Annotated in this window: 15 protein-coding genes; 8 read left to right on the plus strand and 7 right to left on the minus strand. The window is 38.6% G+C overall.

What is annotated here, in order from left to right:
* Positions 1-35: 35 nt before the first annotated feature.
* Positions 36-731: a VOC family protein gene (locus ACFSY7_RS06505; protein ID WP_126991446.1), complete on the minus strand. Its 696-nt coding sequence runs from the start codon at positions 729-731 to the stop codon at positions 36-38.
* Between the two features lie 152 nt (positions 732-883).
* The gene (locus tag ACFSY7_RS06510) at positions 884-2551 is read right to left on the minus strand and encodes an L-lactate permease (protein ID WP_380147262.1); all 1668 of its coding nucleotides are present in this window, start codon (positions 2549-2551) and stop codon (positions 884-886) included.
* 204 nt (positions 2552-2755) lie between these two features.
* Between ACFSY7_RS06510 and ACFSY7_RS06515 the strand changes: the two genes are divergently transcribed.
* The 6 genes from ACFSY7_RS06515 to ACFSY7_RS06540 all read left to right on the plus strand — a co-directional run bounded on the left by ACFSY7_RS06515 (position 2756) and on the right by ACFSY7_RS06540 (position 10375).
* Positions 2756-3466 (plus strand): FadR/GntR family transcriptional regulator, encoded by a 711-nt coding sequence (locus ACFSY7_RS06515; protein WP_126991448.1) that lies wholly within the window; start codon positions 2756-2758, stop codon positions 3464-3466.
* A gap of 152 nt (positions 3467-3618) precedes the next feature.
* The gene (gene nhaC / locus ACFSY7_RS06520; RefSeq protein ID WP_380147263.1) at positions 3619-5001 is read left to right on the plus strand and encodes a Na+/H+ antiporter NhaC; all 1383 of its coding nucleotides are present in this window, start codon (positions 3619-3621) and stop codon (positions 4999-5001) included.
* Between the two features lie 84 nt (positions 5002-5085).
* Entirely contained in the window at positions 5086-6246 is a 1161-nt protein-coding gene (locus tag ACFSY7_RS06525; protein ID WP_380147264.1) for a class I SAM-dependent methyltransferase, read from the plus strand.
* Positions 6247-6487: 241 nt separating this feature from the next.
* Positions 6488-7354: an iron uptake system protein EfeO gene (efeO, locus tag ACFSY7_RS06530; RefSeq protein WP_139995733.1), complete on the plus strand. Its 867-nt coding sequence runs from the start codon at positions 6488-6490 to the stop codon at positions 7352-7354.
* Positions 7355-7371: 17 nt separating this feature from the next.
* Positions 7372-8643 carry an iron uptake transporter deferrochelatase/peroxidase subunit gene (efeB, locus tag ACFSY7_RS06535; protein WP_380147265.1) on the plus strand — a complete coding sequence of 424 codons (1272 nt, stop codon included), beginning with the start codon at positions 7372-7374 and terminating at the stop codon, positions 8641-8643.
* Positions 8621-10375: an FTR1 family iron permease gene (locus ACFSY7_RS06540; protein ID WP_380147266.1), complete on the plus strand. Its 1755-nt coding sequence runs from the start codon at positions 8621-8623 to the stop codon at positions 10373-10375. The genes efeB and ACFSY7_RS06540 overlap by 23 nt, the downstream gene beginning before the upstream one ends.
* Before the next feature lie 167 nt (positions 10376-10542).
* Here the strand turns inward: ACFSY7_RS06540 and ACFSY7_RS06545 are convergent, their stop codons facing one another.
* Positions 10543-12285, minus strand: coding sequence for a methyl-accepting chemotaxis protein (locus tag ACFSY7_RS06545; RefSeq protein ID WP_380147267.1), 1743 nt, complete (start codon positions 12283-12285; stop codon positions 10543-10545).
* Positions 12286-12506: 221 nt separating this feature from the next.
* On the minus strand, positions 12507-13889 hold the full coding sequence (gene fumC, locus ACFSY7_RS06550; RefSeq protein WP_126991456.1) for a class II fumarate hydratase: 1383 nt from the start codon (positions 13887-13889) through the stop codon (positions 12507-12509).
* Positions 13890-14361: 472 nt separating this feature from the next.
* Between fumC and ACFSY7_RS06555 the strand changes: the two genes are divergently transcribed.
* Positions 14362-14982, plus strand: coding sequence for a DUF47 domain-containing protein (locus tag ACFSY7_RS06555; RefSeq protein WP_380147268.1), 621 nt, complete (start codon positions 14362-14364; stop codon positions 14980-14982).
* An 11-nt stretch (positions 14983-14993) separates the two neighbouring features.
* Entirely contained in the window at positions 14994-15995 is a 1002-nt protein-coding gene (locus tag ACFSY7_RS06560; RefSeq protein ID WP_126991458.1) for an inorganic phosphate transporter, read from the plus strand.
* 280 nt (positions 15996-16275) lie between these two features.
* On the opposite strand, the gene ACFSY7_RS06565 is transcribed toward ACFSY7_RS06560, so the two are convergent.
* From ACFSY7_RS06565 to ACFSY7_RS06575, 3 genes are all read right to left on the minus strand, one after another.
* Positions 16276-16884: an alpha/beta hydrolase gene (locus tag ACFSY7_RS06565; protein ID WP_126991459.1), complete on the minus strand. Its 609-nt coding sequence runs from the start codon at positions 16882-16884 to the stop codon at positions 16276-16278.
* Positions 16885-16969: 85 nt separating this feature from the next.
* The gene (locus ACFSY7_RS06570; protein ID WP_126991460.1) at positions 16970-17434 is read right to left on the minus strand and encodes a hypothetical protein; all 465 of its coding nucleotides are present in this window, start codon (positions 17432-17434) and stop codon (positions 16970-16972) included.
* Between the two features lie 78 nt (positions 17435-17512).
* Entirely contained in the window at positions 17513-18595 is a 1083-nt protein-coding gene (locus tag ACFSY7_RS06575; RefSeq protein WP_380147270.1) for an AI-2E family transporter, read from the minus strand.
* Positions 18596-18813: the final 218 nt, after the last annotated feature.

The following is an 18813-nucleotide window of genomic DNA, read 5'->3' on the forward strand; positions in this document are numbered from 1 at the left end:
CTGCTCCCCCTACAGATAAATTTATCGTAACATGCCTAATTGTCCTTGGCAATTTCAATCGCCTGCAAGCGCTCAACCGTATCTTTGCTTTGACGGAACTCAAACACCGTATTCCCAAGCTTTAACTGATTTCCTTTAATAGGTAATGACAGCAAGCGTGACCAATGCGTCATCTTACGATTCACATCTTGCACATCGAAAATACATTTTGTAATGGTTAGCTTTTCATTTTCCGGCTGAATCGTACCGTCCTCACGCAGCATTGCGTAGCGCTCATCATCTGCATTTTCCCATTGAATGAAAAATGGATATGGTAGCTTTTTATCGATTTTATGCTCAATAAACAGCATCTTCCATTTACGTACTGCCCCGTTTTTCGTTTTACGCTCCGATTCTAAAAGCCCGCTCGTCCGATAGCCTAGCTTTTGAAAATAACGATTTTGTTCCTCTAAGTTTTCAGAACGTAAGCACACAGAGCCAAAGCCTTCGCGAAATGCTAAATCGTTCATTAACTGCTGCGTGAGTGGATGTGTTGACGTCGTTGTAATGTCTTCGTTCTCTACTGCTAAATATTCGATATAGCTGTTTTTCGTATATAAAAGCGCATTATGCGTTCCCCATTGTAAATGTTGGCCACCTTCGACGGGATGAATACCTTCAACAGATACCTCTTGTGCAATTTCCGTCGGTGATTTTTTCGTAAAATATACAACATGATCTAATTCAAACATAACTTCATCCCTTTCAACGGCGTAATATCCTAAGTCCTTTTTATATTATCATAAAATTTAGATAATTAACGACCGAAACGGCATAATTTCATATTATTTCCATTTAAATAAAAAGAAATCAAGCAAATGCTTTGCCCGATTTCTTTTTCTAGTTAAGGAATCATAAACGATAAAACATTGCTTTGTAGAAATGTTAAAATGCAGACCATTAATAATAAAATAATGCTGTATTTAATTGTAAAGCGTAGTAATTCAGACTCTCTTCCCATCAAGCCTACTGCGGCGGCCGCTACTGCAATCGATTGTGGCGAAATCATTTTCCCTGTAACACCACCAGATGAATTCGCTGCAAGCGCTAGGACTGGATCCATGCCCACTGAATTTGCGGTTACTTGCTGAAGCTTCGCAAATAAGACGTTGGCAGATGTATCAGACCCCGTAATAAAGACGCCAATCCAGCCTAAAATTGGTGAGAAGAATGGGAATAATGCGCCAGTCTTTGCCAAAATAAGCCCTAGTGTCGTCGTCATGCCGGCAGCATTTACTACATAGGCATACGCAACAACTGCACAAATCGTAAGAAGTGGGTACTTGATTTCATTAGCAGTCTGCCCCAAAATAGCAAACCACTCTTTCCATGACACGTTGAAAATAAATTTTGTCACAATAGCTGCTAATAAAATCGCCGTCCCTGCAGCGCCTAGCACTTCTAACTTATACACTGCTGCAATCGGTACATTCGTCATACCATCAAGAATTTTTTCATGCACGAGCGGTACTTCTGGTGTAAATGTTAGCCATTGCCCTAACTTATTCATGACGGTAAGCGCTAGATTCGTTCCTTCATAATGTCCTGTTAAGGCAGATTTAATTGTCGGAATACCCCAAACAGAAATAAATGCTGTCAAAATAATAAATGGTGACCAGGCTTTAAAAATTTGACCACCTGTGTAAGATGTATTCTTTTGATTTATCGTCAATTGCTCATCTTTGAAACGATAAATCGTTTTAGGTTTCCAAAATTTCATAAAGATTGCGAGTGCGAGTAAAGACACAAGTGCCGATAAAACATCCGGTAATTCTGGTCCTAAAAAATTAGATGATAAAAATTGTGTTATCGCAAATGTGATACCTGATACTAAAATCGCTGGCAATACTTCCCATGTTTTTTTGAAGCCTACCATAATCCATACTAATAAGAACGGAATAAAAATAGATAATAACGGTAATTGACGTCCAACCATTTTCGAGATTTCAAGCGCTGGAATACCTGTAGGACCTTCCATCGCTGTAATCGGAATGCCAATCGCACCAAATGCAACTGGTGCTGTATTGGCAATCATACATAAACCTGCCGCATAAAGTGGATTAAAGCCTAAACCAACTAATAATGCTGCAGAAATTGCAACTGGTGCACCAAAGCCGGCCGCGCCTTCTAAAAATGCACCGAATGAGAAGGCCACTAATAACGCTTGAATACGACGGTCCTCTGTAATCGATAATACAGAATGGCGAATGATTTCAAATTGTCCTGTACGAACCGTTACATTGTACAAAAATACGGATGTTATAATAATCCAACCAATTGGTAATAAGCCATATACTGCACCTTGTGATGCAGCCATAATAGCTGTACCAACTGGCATCTTAAAGAATAGAATGGCTAATAATAATGCGACAATAAGTGTCGTCAATCCTGCAACATAACCTTTCATTTTTTTAAACATTAACGCCCAAATAAAGTAAATGATTGGAATGACGGCAATAAGTGCAGACCAACCAAGACTGTCCGCAACAGCCGTATAATTTTGTGTAAACATGTCTTCCCCCCTAGAAATTATGTAATGTACTTATCAACACTCCCCAATGTGAATAAGTTAAAGTCATCAGATGACCTCATGTATTAAATTATATTTTCAATTTTCTTACAATTCAATAGATTTCTTTTTCAAATTAGCTTTTCCGCTATATGAGAGAGCATATCCATGTATAATAAAGCTATATCACTCTAGGGAGGCTCTGGAATGCAGTATCAAAAAATCCAGTCCAAAAAAATTTATGAAAAAGTAGCAGATGCACTTGAAACAAGTATTTTAGATGGCTCCTTGCAGCCAGGAGATCGTCTAGATTCCGTTGAAAAATTAGCACAAAATTTTTCTGTTAGTCGCTCTGCCGTTCGCGAAGCTCTTTCTGCATTAAAAGCAAAAGGACTTTTAGATATTCGTCAAGGGGAAGGGTCATTTGTAAATCATTTTGATGCATCGCAAATCATCTTTCCAATTACACAATCAATCCTTATGAAAAAAGAAGATGTTCAACATCTACTAGAAATGCGTCAAATTATTGAAGTCGGCTCTGCGGGGTCTGCAGCAATCCATCGTACAGATGAAGATATTTTAGCTCTTCAAGAAATTTTAAATACAATGAAGGAATCCCTTACACATAGTGGCTTTGGAGAAATGAATGATTTAGCTTTCCATGCTGCCGTCGCACAAGCATCACATAATCCCTTACTTACAACTTTTTTAAATCAAGTTTCAGAATTGATGCTCGAAACAATTCGTGATACACGAAAACTTTATCTTTATACAAAAAAAGAAACGCTTCAAACACTTTATGATGAGCATTTAATGATTTTTGAGGCCATTGTTGCACAGGATTTTTCAAAGGCTCAGCAAGCAATGAAAATTCATTTAGATAATGTGGAAGCGCTATTAGCAGAGGCTTTTCTATAATATTCTTAAAAGACATGATTTATTTCTTGGATTATGTCTTTTTTCTATACCTTTTTAAAGAAAAGCATTGACTATTGCCGCATACATGCTAGAATTCTTTATAGCTTCACCGCGTTGAAGCAAAAAAGTTTTAACAGGAGGCGCAACACAGCATGTTTCACTCAGATTCAGCCTTAAAACCAACATTTTTTGAGGCCTGTATTATTTTAATTCTTATGATTGCAATCATGGCCGTTTCATTATTAGGCTTTGGTGCAAAACCACATATTCCCGTTCTTTTCGTCATCATTATGCTGCTTTGCTATGGTGCCTTAAAAAAAGTAGCATATCGCACGATGGAACAAGGATTAGTCGACGGTGCTAAATCTGGTTTAGCCGCGATTTTTATTTTCTTTTTTATTGGTATCTTAATTAGCACATTTATGATGAGCGGTACGATTCCAACGATGATCTACTATGGCTTCGAATTGATTTCTGGTCAATTTTTCTATGCGATTGTCTTCATCGTCGCATGTATTATTGGCGTCGCTGTCGGGAGCTCGCTCACAACGACGGCAACAATTGGCGTTGCCTTTATTGGCATGGCTCATGCGATGGATTTATCGCTAGCGATTACAGCTGGTGCTATCGTATCCGGTGCATTTTTCGGTGATAAAATGTCCCCTCTTTCAGATACAACAAACTTAGCGTCATCAATTATGAATGTTGACCTATTTGAACATATTAAAAATATGGCGTGGACAACGGTTCCTGCCTTCGTTATTTCATTCATTATTTACGGTGTATTATCTCCATCAGGCAAAGAACTAGCAAACTCAGGTGTTGGTGAATTTCAGCAAGCACTCGTTGCGACCGATTTAATTCACTGGTATACCCTACTGCCTGTCGTATTATTAGTTGTCTTTGCGCTCAAAAAAATACCGGCAATTCCGACACTTATTATCGGTTCCGTATTTGCCATTGCATTATCCTACTTCCACCACACATACAGCGGTAGCCAAGTGTTGACGATGTTATTTGAGGGTTATAAATCAACGACGGGTGTTAAAGAAATTGATTCCCTTTTAACACGTGGCGGTATTAGTAGCATGTTCTTCACAATTAGCTTAGTGATTTTAGCACTTGGTATGGGTGGCTTATTATTTAAGCTCGGTATCATTCAAGTCGTTCTACAAAAAATTGAGCATCTCTTTAAAACTGTGGGCTCAACGATTACTGGGGCTGCGGCAACCGCAATCGGCGTAAACGTCTTTATCGGTGAACAATATTTATCGATTTTACTGCCAGCTGAAACATTCCAAAAGCAGTTTGAAAAAGTAGGACTCGCTTCTAAAAACTTAGCGCGTACCGTTGAAGATGCAGGTACGGTCGTCAATCCGTTAATTCCTTGGAGTGTTTGTGGTATTTTCATCACAACAGTTTTAGATGTTAGCACACTTGAATACGCACCATTCGCGTTATTCTGTATCCTGTCTCCTATCCTCACAATTCTTTTTGGATGGACAGGCAAAACATTAACGTACTTAAAGAAATAATTAGGCGGAGGCTTCGGAATCAACGAAGCCTCTTTTTTTATGCTACACTAATGCGTATCGGATAATTTACGGGAGGATTTTTACATGGAATTCCAAGAAATGAAGCAGGCGCTAATCGAGCGTCTTTTAAATAAACAGCTTGTCAGTGCGACAATTAGCCAGCCACGTATGAAATCAAATGAAGTAAAGCGTGTGAAATTAAAACCTATCGAATTAAAGGGTACTTACCATATTCAGCTAGAATATCAGTACGAACGTATTTTAAAACACGACAATATTGAGCTCCATTTAATAGAAGCAAAAATTAATGAGTTATTTGAGGATTTCCGTCAATTCCAAGGAGACTTCGAAACAGAAAGTGTGCAAGTACAGCTTTCTAAAAAGAATAAAGTACTTATTAAAACTACAGCCAATGCGACGGCTAAAAAAGCCAATCTTTCACATAATCGCAAAAAGAATTATTTATTGGACCCGGAAACACCGTATCCATTTTTAATTCGTTTAGGTGTACAATCGCCTGACGGAAAAGTGAAAAAGCAAAAATATGATAAATTTAAACAAATTAATCGCTTCATCGAATTTATTCATGATTCACTAGAATACTTACCAAAAGACCGCACAATCCGTATTTTAGATTTCGGCTCTGGTAAATCGTATTTAACATTTGCGCTATATCACTACTTAAAAGTTGAGCAAGGCTTAGATATTCGCGTGACGGGTCTTGATTTGAAAAAAGAGGTTATCGAGGAATGTGCGCAAATCGCCGCGGACTTACAGTATGATTCACTAGAATTTTTAGTTGGTGATATTAATGATTACAATGATGAATCAAGCGTTGATATGGTCGTCACACTTCATGCCTGTGACGTAGCGACGGATATGGCATTATCACGTGCCGTAAAATGGGGTGCAAAAGTTATTTTAAGCGTTCCTTGCTGTCAGCATGAGCTGAATAATCAAATCAACAGCTCACCGCTTGATATTATGCTACAGCATGGCTTAATTAAAGAACGCTTCTCCGCCCTTGCAACGGACTCGATTCGTGCAGAGATTTTAAGCTTAGTTGGCTATGATGCGCAGCTGATGGAATTTATCGATATGTCGCATACCCCAAAGAACATCTTGATTCGGGCGTACTATACCGGCAAAAAGCCAGCTGACGAGCAATTAGCGCGCTATCATGCGTTTACAAATTTCTTATCTGCTACACCATTTTTAGAAAAGGAATTACATCATTTATTCTAATACACAAGGGAAAGTGCTCGTAAAAACGGGCACTTTCTCTTTTTTGTATGTAGGCGATTATTTTACGATAAATCAAAGCATTTCCGCTTAAAAATGCGATACAATTTATTGGCAATATTACATTGGGTTGTAGTAAAATAGCACTTTTGTTTAAAATTCTATTGACTTATCATTGATAATGATTATCATTGTCTTAGCAGTATATAGAAAAACTCACTTAGGGAAAGAAGGATTTTATACAATGAAAGCAAAATCATTATTAGCAATTTTAGTAGCAGGCGGTGTCGTTATGGGTGGATGCGGTAACTCAGACGATACAAAAAAATCTGATACAAAAACAGAACAAACAGCAACAGATACAAAAGAAGTTTCACTTGATGCAGAAACAAAAGCATACAAAGAATTTGCTTTAGACCAACTGGACCAATTCACAAAAGCAACAGAAGAATTTGTGACAGCATTTAAAGATGGCGATATGGATAAAGCAAAAGAACTTTACCCTACAGCTCGTATGTTCTTTGAACGTTCTGAACCAATCGCTGAAAGCTTTGGCGACCTTGACCCAGCAATCGATGCTCGTTTAGCTGACTTAGAAGCAGAAGGTCAAACGAAAGATGACTGGACTGGTTACCACAAATTAGAGTACGCACTATGGGAAGATGGTAAAACAAAAGGGTACGAAGAAGTAGCTGATAAATTACTAGCTGACACAAAAGAATTACGTGCGCGCGTAGAAACAGTTGAAGTAACACCTGACATGATGATCAATGGTGCTGTTGACTTATTAAACGAAGTATCAACTTCTAAAATTTCAGGTGAAGAAGACATCTTCTCTCATACAGACCTTTATGACTTCAAAGCAAACATTGAAGGTGCTGAAAAAATCTTCGAAATCCTAGAACCAAAAATCAAAGAAAAAGATGCAGCTTTAGCTGAAAACTTAACAGATAAATTCAAAAACGTGAACGATTTATTAGCAAACTATGAAACAAAAGATGGTGGCTACGTGTCTTATACTAAGTTAACAGACAAAGATACAAAAGCTTTAGCTGATGCAATTAACCAATTAGGTGAACCATTAAGCCAAATGGGTACAATCTTAGAGTAATTTTGGAGTGATGAAACATGACTGAATCAAATAAAGAGACCTTTATGGATAAGAAGCTCTCTCGTCGACGAATGCTAAAAATGACTGGCGCTGGCGCTGCTGGTGTGGCCATTGGAGCATCTGGACTAGGTGGCGTATTAAAAGCGTTCGGAGTGCCAGATTTTTTAGAAGATGACACTTCTGTAGAAAATAAAGTAAATTTTTATGGGAAGCATCAATCAGGTATTGCGACAGAAGTACAAACACATGTCTATTTTGCCTCTTTATCTGTTTTAGTTAAGTCCAAAGCGGAGCTACAAGAGCTCTTTAAAATGTGGACCCCTATGACAGTAAGCCTCATGAATGGCAAGCCAATCGGAGAAACAAAAAATAGTTACGTACCGCCTGTTGATACAGGGGAAGCAATCGGTGTCGATGCAAAAAATTTATCGATTACCTTTGGTGTCGGGCCGTCACTATTTAAAAATAAAAGTCTTGGCTTGAGTCATCTCAAACCAAAAGAATTAAATGACTTACCTCACTTCCCTAAAGATCAGCTTGAAGAAGCTTATACAGGTGGCGATCTTTGTATCCAAGCCTGTGCAGATGACCCACAAGTCGCTTTCCATGCCGTACGTAATTTAGTACGTGCAGCGAGTGGCAAAGTATCGATTAACTGGACACAAGCTGGCTTCAATTCAATTCCTGTCAACAAAGAAGGAAAACGTGAAACACCACGTAATTTATTTGCCTTTAAAGATGGTACGGAAAATCCACGTAGTGAAAAAGCAATGAATGACGTTGTTTGGGTCCAAAAGGGAGAGTCAAAACCTTGGATGACAAATGGCTCGTACTTAGTTGTACGTCGCATTCAAATGCATTTAGAAACTTGGGATCGTACATCATTACAAGCGCAGGAGGATACATTTGGCCGCTACCGTCATAACGGTGCGCCTTACGGGAAAGAAAATGAATTTGATGCTGTGGACGAGGACCGTAAAGACGAAAATGGCAATTATGTATTGCCTGAAACGTCTCATGTCTTCTTAGCACGTCAAGTAAAGGCTCGTATTATGCGCCGTGCCTTTTCATACTCATCTGGGGTGATAGACCATACAGGTGCGTATGATGCCGGTTTACTATTTATCTCATTCCAGAAAAATCCGCAACAATTTACGGATATTCAAAATGCGCTTGGTCGCTTAGATAAAATGAATGAATACATTACCCATCGAGGCAGCGGTGTTTTCGCTTGCTTCCCTGGCATTAAAAAAGGGAGTTATATAGGTGAAGCACTTTTTAACGCGTAGCAGTCAGTTTATGATTATCGCGCTGCTAGTAATGTTGACGATCCTTCGCCCAATGCCACAAGCACTGGCGGCGGATTCATCATCTTACAGCGGCCTGTACATTTCAATTAGTGACGCTATTATGGATATTCGTAATGGTGAAGGAAATGATGCTGAAAAAGCATTGAAGGAATTCGATCAAGCATGGCAACAAAAAGAAGTAGCAGATGACCATGCAGCAGAGAAAAAAGCGGTTGATGCAGCATATGACAAAGCTTTTTCTGAAAAAGATAAGGATGCGCGTCTAGCAGCACTTACTGAATTATCAAAAGCACTTACTGCTTTAGAAAAAGCAGAAAATCCAGTTGATGAAAAGAAAGAACGTAAACAGTTCATGACGACAATCACACCGGCTTTAACTAACTTAGAAAAAGCGATTAACAGTGGTGACCTTGATAAAATCAATGAACAATATAAAACGTTCAATAGCTTTTGGAATTTAAAAGAAAAGCCTGTACGTGAATTTGACATGGGTGCCTACGGTCAAATCGAAACACAAATGTCCTTCATACGTATGGAGCTTGCTAATGACAAGCCAAATGTTGAATCATTAAAAGATACATTTAAAACATTAAAACAAAGCATTACTGACTTTGGAGACAATAAGAAAGTTGGCGCTGTCAAAAAAGGCTACACACTTCAAACGCTCGTTGATTTAATTGATGATGCAACGGGCTCAATTGATGATGCGGAGTACGAAAAGGCCTCTGCGAGTGTAAAAAAATTCATTACAACATGGCCAAATGTCGAAAGTGACATTAGTACACGTAATGGTTCTCTTTATACATCAATTGAGAGTGACATGCCGATTATCGCTAGTAACTTACTAAAAGATGCGAGCGATAAAGACAAGCTGAAAAAGCAATTAACAGATTTCAAAAAAGAAATTCAATTATTACAAGATGATGATGGTTATACGTTCTGGGATTCTGCGTTAATCCTTCTTCGTGAAGGTTTAGAAGCTATTTTAATTATCATGGCCTTAGTAGCTTTCCTTAAAAAATCAGAGCAAACACATATGACCAAATACATTTACTATGGTGCTGCTGGCGGTATTGGTGTGAGTGCGGTGATGGCGATTTTCATGTCGGTATTCTTCAACTCAGATTCAATGAATTCAAGCCGTGAGCTTATCGAAGGGTATGTCGGTCTCATTGCTGCGGCAATGATGATTGGTGTCGGTGTCTGGCTTCATAGTAAGTCGAATATTAAAGCGTGGAATGCCTATATTGCGAAGCAAATGAATCATGCGATGTCTCGCGGTTCTGTGTGGGCAATGGCCTTAATCAGTTTCCTTTCTGTCTTCCGTGAAGGTGCGGAAACACTGATTTTCTACGCAGGAATTGCACCGAAAATGGAAACAAGCCAATTTGCATTCGGGATTGTCATTGCGATTGTTATTTTAGCAATCGTCGCCTTCTTAATTGTCAAAGTGAGCGCACGTATTCCTATTCACCGTTTCTTCGCTGTCGCGACCATTTTAATTTACTTATTAGCGTTTAAAATTATCGGTGTCTCAACACATAAACTGCAATTAATGGGCGATATCCCAACGAATGTAGTCGATAATCTACCGGTAATCGCAAGCATTGGCTTCTACCCAACTGTCGAAACAATGATTGGACAAGGTATTTTAGTTGTCTTAATCATCGCAACGATTATTTGGAAGCGCCGAAACGAAAAAAACGCATAAATTTTAATAGATTCCTAAAGAAAAGAAGAGGCTGGGACAAAACACGTCATTTTCCTTTTTTTAGCGTTCGCAACGAAAAACCGGAACCGCGCCACAGCGCGATTCCGGTTTTTCTTATGCTCCTACGAGAGGGGATTTCTACACGTATGTCAAAGCCTCTTCTTTTTTTATTTAAATTGCTTTAATTGCTGTAAGACCCCGGTCGTTGTTGTTTCAACATCTCGAATGACTTGCTGTAAGCGGTCCACCACTTGCTGCTGCGTTAATGCCGCATCACTCGTTTCATTCGTAAAGTCTGCTGTAGCACGTAATCGCTCATTCATTTCATTCATCGAAGCGAGTACTTCCTCTGAAGCGGCTGACATCTCTTCAATAACAGCTGACTCTTCTTGAATGCTTGCATTGACCTCCACAACGGTCGTATTAATCGCGCGTAGTTGGCCACCAATCGAAGCAACAGCTTCATTGCCTGCAAGCATTTGCGCTTTACTATCCGCAATTTGCGCATGTGTACGCTCAGACACTGTCTCGAAGCCTTTTAATTCATTTAAAATATCATGTGCGGCTTTTCCTGACGATTCTGCGAGCTTACGAACTTCATTTGCCACCACTGCAAAGCCTTTCCCTGCTTCACCAGCGCGCGCCGCCTCAATGGCCGCATTCAGCGCTAATAAATTTGTCTGATCGGCAATTTTCGTAATGATTTTCACCATATCCTGCACGCTCGCAAATTTCGTCGTCATCTCTTCTACATTCGTCGCAGTCTGCATCACCGTCGATTCAACGTGCTGCATTTGCGTCACGACCTGCTCCGTCTGCTTTACCCCTTCGCTTACGAGGTTCGTCATATCATTTGAGGCACTCGCAACATCCGATGTCATATCGGCCATACGCTGAATGCCGACTGTCATTTCATCCATTGCAATGATGACTTCTCCGTTGCTCTCTGTCTGTTGAGTACTTTGCTGCGCAACTTGTGCTACATTCGTTGTAATTTGGTTATTCGATTGCTCAAATGTTTGTGAAGAGCCTGTAAGCTTCTCCGTTATTTGCTGTAGCTCGTCTGCGCGCTTTTGGAATGTTTCAAACGTTTGTTTAAGCGATGTTAAAGACGTACCGAAATGCGTAGCGAATGTCGCAATTTCTGTTTTACCCTTCATCTCTATACCTTTCACAATCTTCTCACCCGCTGTTAAATCTCCTTCTGCCATTTTGCTTGCCGCCTGATTTAGCGCTTGTAGTGGCTTCAATTGGCGATTAACATACAGATACATGCATAGACCCGCTATAATTATTGAAATAATGAAGAAAATTGTGACGCCTGGAAGCACACTCCAAAATGTATTTTTTTGTACAGCTGTTACTTGATCTGCATCAATATCGACGCCTAAATAAGCAATTGTTTTGCCGGCATCATTTTTAATTGGAACAGTACCTGATACATACTGTCCAAACGAGCTTTCTAAAATACTTGATGTATAACTTCCTTTTTTATCGACCTTTTTTAAATCATTTACCGTTGTTGAGGCGGAGGTTGTTTGGATTTTCCCCACATCTTCTGCCTTAGCATCACGAGGTTGGCCGTCTACTAAAAATTGAACTTCATCCTTTTGTGGTACTGCAAATGTGTACGCATATAGCACATTTTTTTGTTCGCGTAATTCATTTAGTTCTTCACGTAATGTCCAATACGTATCATTTTCAGTAGGATTTTTTGTGAGTGTTTCATAACTTGAAGCATCTACTTTTTCAGCTAAATCTTGTGCAATTGATACAGCATTTTGCGCAACTGATTTTTCAGCTACTTTTTTCGCTGTGTAATCGATTGTTAGCATAAAGAAGATTAGTAACAAGCCAAATACAAGTGTAAACATTGTCATAATCTTCGTGCTCAGTTTTCCTTGTTTCATTTGTATTCCCCCCTATATATCTAAAGTAAATGAAAAATGTTACATGAATCTACTTTAGTATAGCAGAGCACAAAAAATATGTCTAAATACTCAGTTATTTTTTATTAAAAAGACTTTTTACATAGGTCTTACATAATGATTTACATAAAATGTAATATTTTTTCTAAAAAAATGCACAAAAAAGAGGCTGGTTTATACCAAGCCTCTTTTCGTAGAGCTTACTAGAATTTGATCATTTTTGAAGGAACAACCCATTCGTCGAATTGTTCTTCTGTTAATAAACCAGATTTTAGTGCGCCTTCTTTTAATGTTAAGCCTTCTTTATGTGCTAGTTTTGCGATTTTCGCAGCGTTTTCATAACCGATGTATGGGTTAAGTGCTGTAACTAACATTAAAGAGTTGTTTAAGAAGTGTTCTAATTTATCTTCATTTGCAGTGATACCAGCTAGACAGTGTTCGTCGAAGCTACGTACAACATCAGCTAATAATTCAACTGATTGCATGAAGTTGTGAAGGATAACTGGTTTGAATACGTTTAATTCAAAGTTACCTTGTGATGCAGCAAAGCCGATTGTTGTATCGTTACCCATAACTTGAACAGCAACCATTGTTACTGCTTCACATTGTGTAGGGTTTACTTTACCTGGCATGATTGATGAACCTGGTTCGTTTTCTGGAATTGAAATTTCACCGAAACCAGAACGAGGACCAGAAGCTAACCAACGTACATCATTGGCGATTTTCATTAAGTCAGCTGCTAATGCTTTTAGCGCACCATGTGTTGTTGTAATTTGGTCATGTGATGTTAATGCATGGAATTTATTTGGTGATGGAACGAAGTCTAAGCCTGTTTCTTTAGAGATTTCAGCGACAACTTTCTCGTCAAAACCGTCTGGTGTGTTAAGACCTGTACCTACTGCAGTACCACCGATTGCAAGTTCACGCATGTTTAATGCTGCTTCTTTAATCATTTTTTCAGAAGCTTCGATCATGTATAACCAACCGCTGATTTCTTGACCTAAAGTAAGTGGTGTTGCATCTTGTAAATGCGTACGACCAATTTTGATTAGGTTCATGAATTCTTCTGATTTCGCTTTAAGTGTCGCTTTAATTTGTTCTAATGCAGGAACAAGATTGCGTTCTACAGCGATTGAAGTTGCGATGTGCATAGCTGTTGGGAATGAGTCATTTGAAGATTGAGATTTGTTTACATCATCATTTGGGTGAAGACGTTCTTCAGAACCTTTTGCTTCAAGGTATTCATTACCAATATGAGCGATTACTTCATTCACGTTCATGTTTGTTTGAGTACCAGAACCTGTTTGGTAAATTACTAGTGGGAATTGATCGTCCCATTTTCCTTCTACGATTTCGTCTGCAGCGTGCGCAATAGCTTCTGCTTTTACTGATGATAGTGTACCTAATTCAACACAAACTTTTGCTACTGATTTCTTTAAGATTGCATAACCATGAATGAAATCGATTGGCATATGATCAGACCCAATACGGAAGTTTTGTGTACTACGTTGAGTTTGAGCACCCCATTTTTTGTCTGCAGGTACTTTAATTTCTCCCATAGAGTCATGTTCGATACGGTATTCCAAGACATTCATCTCCATTTCGTTTTTATAAAATTTAAAATTCATTCTTTCCACTATAATGATAGCGTTTCTCAATGAAAATGTCTTTAAAAGTGGATTATTTCCTTCTAAAAGTTGCTCGAAACAGTCAACTATTCACTTTTTTGCGTTTTTTAATAAAAATTTCTGTAATTTGTCACATTTTATGATTATATTTACGTCTTTATGAAAAAAGAAATTTCCGGGTGTTTAAAAGGCTCTGTCAAGTTAATTTTTTGTAAATGAAATGCCCGCTCAATCCTATATTTTCTACAAAATACTGTGTTATTCACTTATTAATTAGTCGTTTTTACTCGATAATTGTCGAAATCGATTGTTACACGATTGTAAATTTTGCGTAATTTTATGTAAATTGAATATGGTTTTTTCAGCTAATTTGTTATTATAGGAAGTGCGTTTAAAATGAATACGCGGTTTATTATTTAGGAGGACTTACATGTTTAGCTCAAAAAAACCCGACCCGTTCTTCAATGCCCTTTACGATATTGCAGTTAACTGCAACAAAGCGGCTCACTATGCAGAAGAATTTAAAATTACAAGCATTGCTGATTTAAAAGAGCTTAGCGTTACATTAAAAAAATATGAAACAGATGGTGACACATTAATTCATAATCTGATTCAAATGTTAAACAAATCATTTATGACACCAATTGAACGTGAAGACATCTTAGAATTAGCTGTCCGCATGGATGATATTTTAGATGGTATCGAGGGCTGTATCGCTCACTTTGAAATGTTCTCATTAACAGAAGTGGATGACAATATGCGCGATTTCTTAAAATACATCGTCTTAAGTTCAGATGAAATCATGAAAGCGATGACGCACTTAACAAACAAAAAACTGGTGAATATGCGCGAACATGCCATTCTAATTAAAGATTATGAACGTAAATGTGATGAAGTATTACGTACGTCAATTAAACAATTATTCTTACATGAACAAGATCCAATTCGTATCATCCAGTTCAAAGACATTTATGAGCAACTTGAAGAAGTAGCGGATTACTGTCAAAACGTTGCGAATTCAATGGATACTATTATTATGCGAAACGCGTAGGAGCTATCAAAATGGAGAGTATAATTATTCTGACCGTTTTAGTCGTTTTCTTTGCTTTAGCATTCGACTTTATTAACGGATTTCACGATACGGCAAACGCGATTGCTACAGCCGTATCCACTCGTGCATTACCACCGCGTGTTGCTGTATTAATGGCCGCTACGATGAACTTCATCGGTGCCATTACCTTCACAGGTGTTGCCCAAGCTTTAGCGAAAGATATCGTCGATCCATTTGCACTTGAAAATGGTGTAGTTATTATTTTGGCGGCGTTAATTTCAGCGATTATTTGGAACTTAGCTACATGGTATTTTGGTATTCCTTCAAGCTCTTCTCACGCATTAATCGGTTCTCTAGCTGGTGCTGCTGCAATGGCAGCCGGCTTCAGTGCCATTAACTGGGAAGGCTTTACAAAAATTATTAAAGCGTTAATCTTATCTCCATTTATCGCGATTGTTATTGGTTTCTTAATGATGACATTATTTAAAGTCATTTTCTCTGGCTTTAGTCTCTACAAAACAAATAATGGTTTCCGTAAAGTACAAATCTTTACTGCAGCTGTTCAATCGTTTACACATGGTACAAATGATGCGCAAAAATCAATGGGTATTATCACAATGGCATTGATGGCTGGTGGCCTACTTGGTCAAGGTTCTGAAATTCCATTATGGGTGCGTATTTCATGTGCGCTTGCAATGGGTCTTGGTACATCTGTTGGTGGTTATAAAATCATTAAAACAGTCGGTAGTAAAATTATGAAAATTCGTCCTGTTAATGGTGTAGCAGCAGATATGTCTTCTGCTTTAATCATCTTTGGGGCAACGCAACTTCACTTACCTGTTTCAACAACTCATGTTATTTCTTCAGCAATCATGGGTGTTGGTGCAGCTCAAAATGCAAAAGGGGTAAAATGGGGTGTCGCACGTAATATCGTTATTACATGGGTCATTACGTTACCACTTGCAGGTCTAATGGGTGGCGGGATTTTCTTATTGCTTAATTTATTCTTATAATGAACCGCAACGAAGCTGGTGCTTGCCAGCTTCTTTTTTTATGGTGCTGACACATAAAACGTAGACTTTCTTTCAGTTGAATTTGACGGACGCTTTCCTGAGGCATGGCGGAAGCCTCCTCGCTCGCAAGCTCACTGCGGGGTCTTCCGCTCATGCTATTCCTCTAGGAGTCGCCGTCAAATTCTTGGTTCATCCTCTTTCTTAGGTGTACAGCTAGCGTTTAACTTTGTCCATAAAAAAAACACTTTCAAAGATGTACCTTTGAAAGTGTCGATTTGTGTTATTTAAAATTTTTATTATACCAAGCCTTCGCATCATTCACTTCATCCATCGTTAATTGATGACCGTGCTGATGCCAAAATACATCGACTGTGGCGCCGTGTTGCTCAAGATATTTTTGTAGGCCTGTTGAATGTTCTACAGGTGTCATCTGGTCATTTTCACCAGCACCAATCCATACGTTTAAGCCTGTTAAATCCGGTATCTCTACATCCTCACGTGGAATCATCGGATGGTGTAAGATCGCACCCTTCACAATATTCCCCACTTCAAAGAATAAGTTCGCCGCGATATTCGCACCATTTGAATAGCCAACCACAATGACATTATCGCGGTCAAAGCCATACTGCGCCGCCGCTTCATCAATAAATGCCGCAAGCTCCTTCGTACGCTCCGATAAGTTATCTAGATCAAACACACCCATGCCTAGACGACGGAAGAATCGTGGCATACCGTTTTCCACTTCACTTCCGCGCACACCAAGCAGTGATGCCTCGCTATCGTATTCACGTCCAAGTCCTAATAAATCTTGTTCATTCCCGCCCGTGCCATGTAGTAATAAAAATGTCGGTGCTGCGTCATTTGTTCCTTTTACAAAAACATGTTCCAATATATCCGCCTCCGTTTATCTTGAATTCGAGATAATTATAAAATAAAAAAACAGAAGAGTCAAAAGTTAACTCTTCTGCTCCTGCTTACTTCTCTTTTTTAAAGCCTTCTGCAGCTAAATATTCTTCTGCATCCTCACGTGTACCAAAGCTTTCTTCTAAGTTAAAGCCATGTGATACATTCCAGAATGCGCCGTCGAATGATAGTAATAATTGATCGCCTGAGCGATTGCGGAATGATTCCTCAATCGTTACCTCCTCTACAACATCATCTACTTCTGTTAAATACGTGATTGAATCTTCAATGGCATCGCGTAGCTCTTGTTCAGAGAAATCACGAATATTCACAAGACCGCGGTCGTCTGCTTTATACGCTAATAAATCGCCAACGTATACGAAGCCATTACCGTTTGGATGTAATTTTTCAACAACGATTTTCTTTTCATATTGGCTTCCTGGATAATGGTAATTTAATCGATTCATTGAAATCGGTTTTTCGACAAGCTCATCGAATGAGTCGATAATGGCCTTTTTTTCTTCAAATGATAACATTTTTTTCGCTCCCTAGTTTGGACTTAAATTTAGTATACAAGAAAAAAAGCCGTCCTCCTAGTGGACAGCTCTTTTTCATCATATATCTTCTTTCGCGTAGCTTCTAATTTTTTTACGACGATTATAAATGCTAATCACCACGACCTTAATGACCGCATAGATTGGCACACCAAGTAAAATACCAACGAAACCGGCAATATTACCCGCTGCTAAAATAACCGTAATAACTGTCAGTGGATGCACATCAAGTGATTTACTCATGACATTTGGCGTCACAAAGTTACTATCAATTTGGTTTACGACTAATGTAATCACACATACCCAAAGTGCTTGCATCGGATCATTTACAAGTCCAATGAAGAACGCTGGTAAAAAGGCTAGCCATGGTCCGATAAACGGTACCATATTTAAAAAGAATGCCAGTATACATAATAATAACGCGTAATCTAAGCCAATAATGCTGTAGCCAATAAACATCAATGTTGCTAAAATCGCACTAACGAGCATTTGACCTTGCACATAACCACGTAATACATCATTCACATCTTCTAATGTTTCCTTCACCCATTCACGTGTTTCACCAGAGAAGATGCCATATACTTTTGGACGGAATTTTTCGTGATCCTTCAACATAAAAATATAGAAGAACGGAATTAAAATTAAGAGTAATGCGCCGTTAATTAAAGCACTAATGAAATCAACGACAAACTTACTCGTAAATACAGCAACATCTTGTAGAGAAGCTAAGAAGTCATTAATAGCTTTCGTCACTTGGTCTGGGAAATTTTCACGATTTTTCAAGACGTAATTTACCTTGTCCTCAATCTCATTAAATAACCACGGAATGTTTTGAATTAGCAATGTGATCTGCTTCGTTAAGTACGGTGCTACCCACGAGACAGCCGCAAAAACAACTGCAGCTAACACGAAAATAATCGCTAAAATACTGCCCCAGCGCGGGAAGCGAAGTTTCTTTTCAAGTAAACGTTGTAGCGGCTCGGTAATGTAGAATAAAATCCCACCCGCTAAAAGCGGTACGAAAATCGCGCCTAAAATAATACCAATCGGCTTAAATAAATGGTCGATTTCCAAGAAAAATTTAACGATTAAAATCGCAATAAGCACGCCGATGCCTAGCTGAAACCAGCGCTTATTTAGCATGTGTCCACTTCCTTTTCTGTCATTTTTTTAAGTATACCAAAAGATTTCCAAAAACCACGCGTAATTACTGTATACAAAAAAACAGGGACTCAAATGAATCCCTGTTTTTTATCAGACGAATTGTAATATTAAGTGCACCACTCAAAATAAATAAAAAAAGACCCATTCAATATGAGCCTGTATAATTAAAGTTCCTACACCAAAATCAACAGGGGGCC

The sequence above is a fragment of the Kurthia populi genome, from assembly GCF_042686175.1.
GTDB lineage: Bacteria > Bacillota > Bacilli > Bacillales_A > Planococcaceae > Kurthia > Kurthia populi.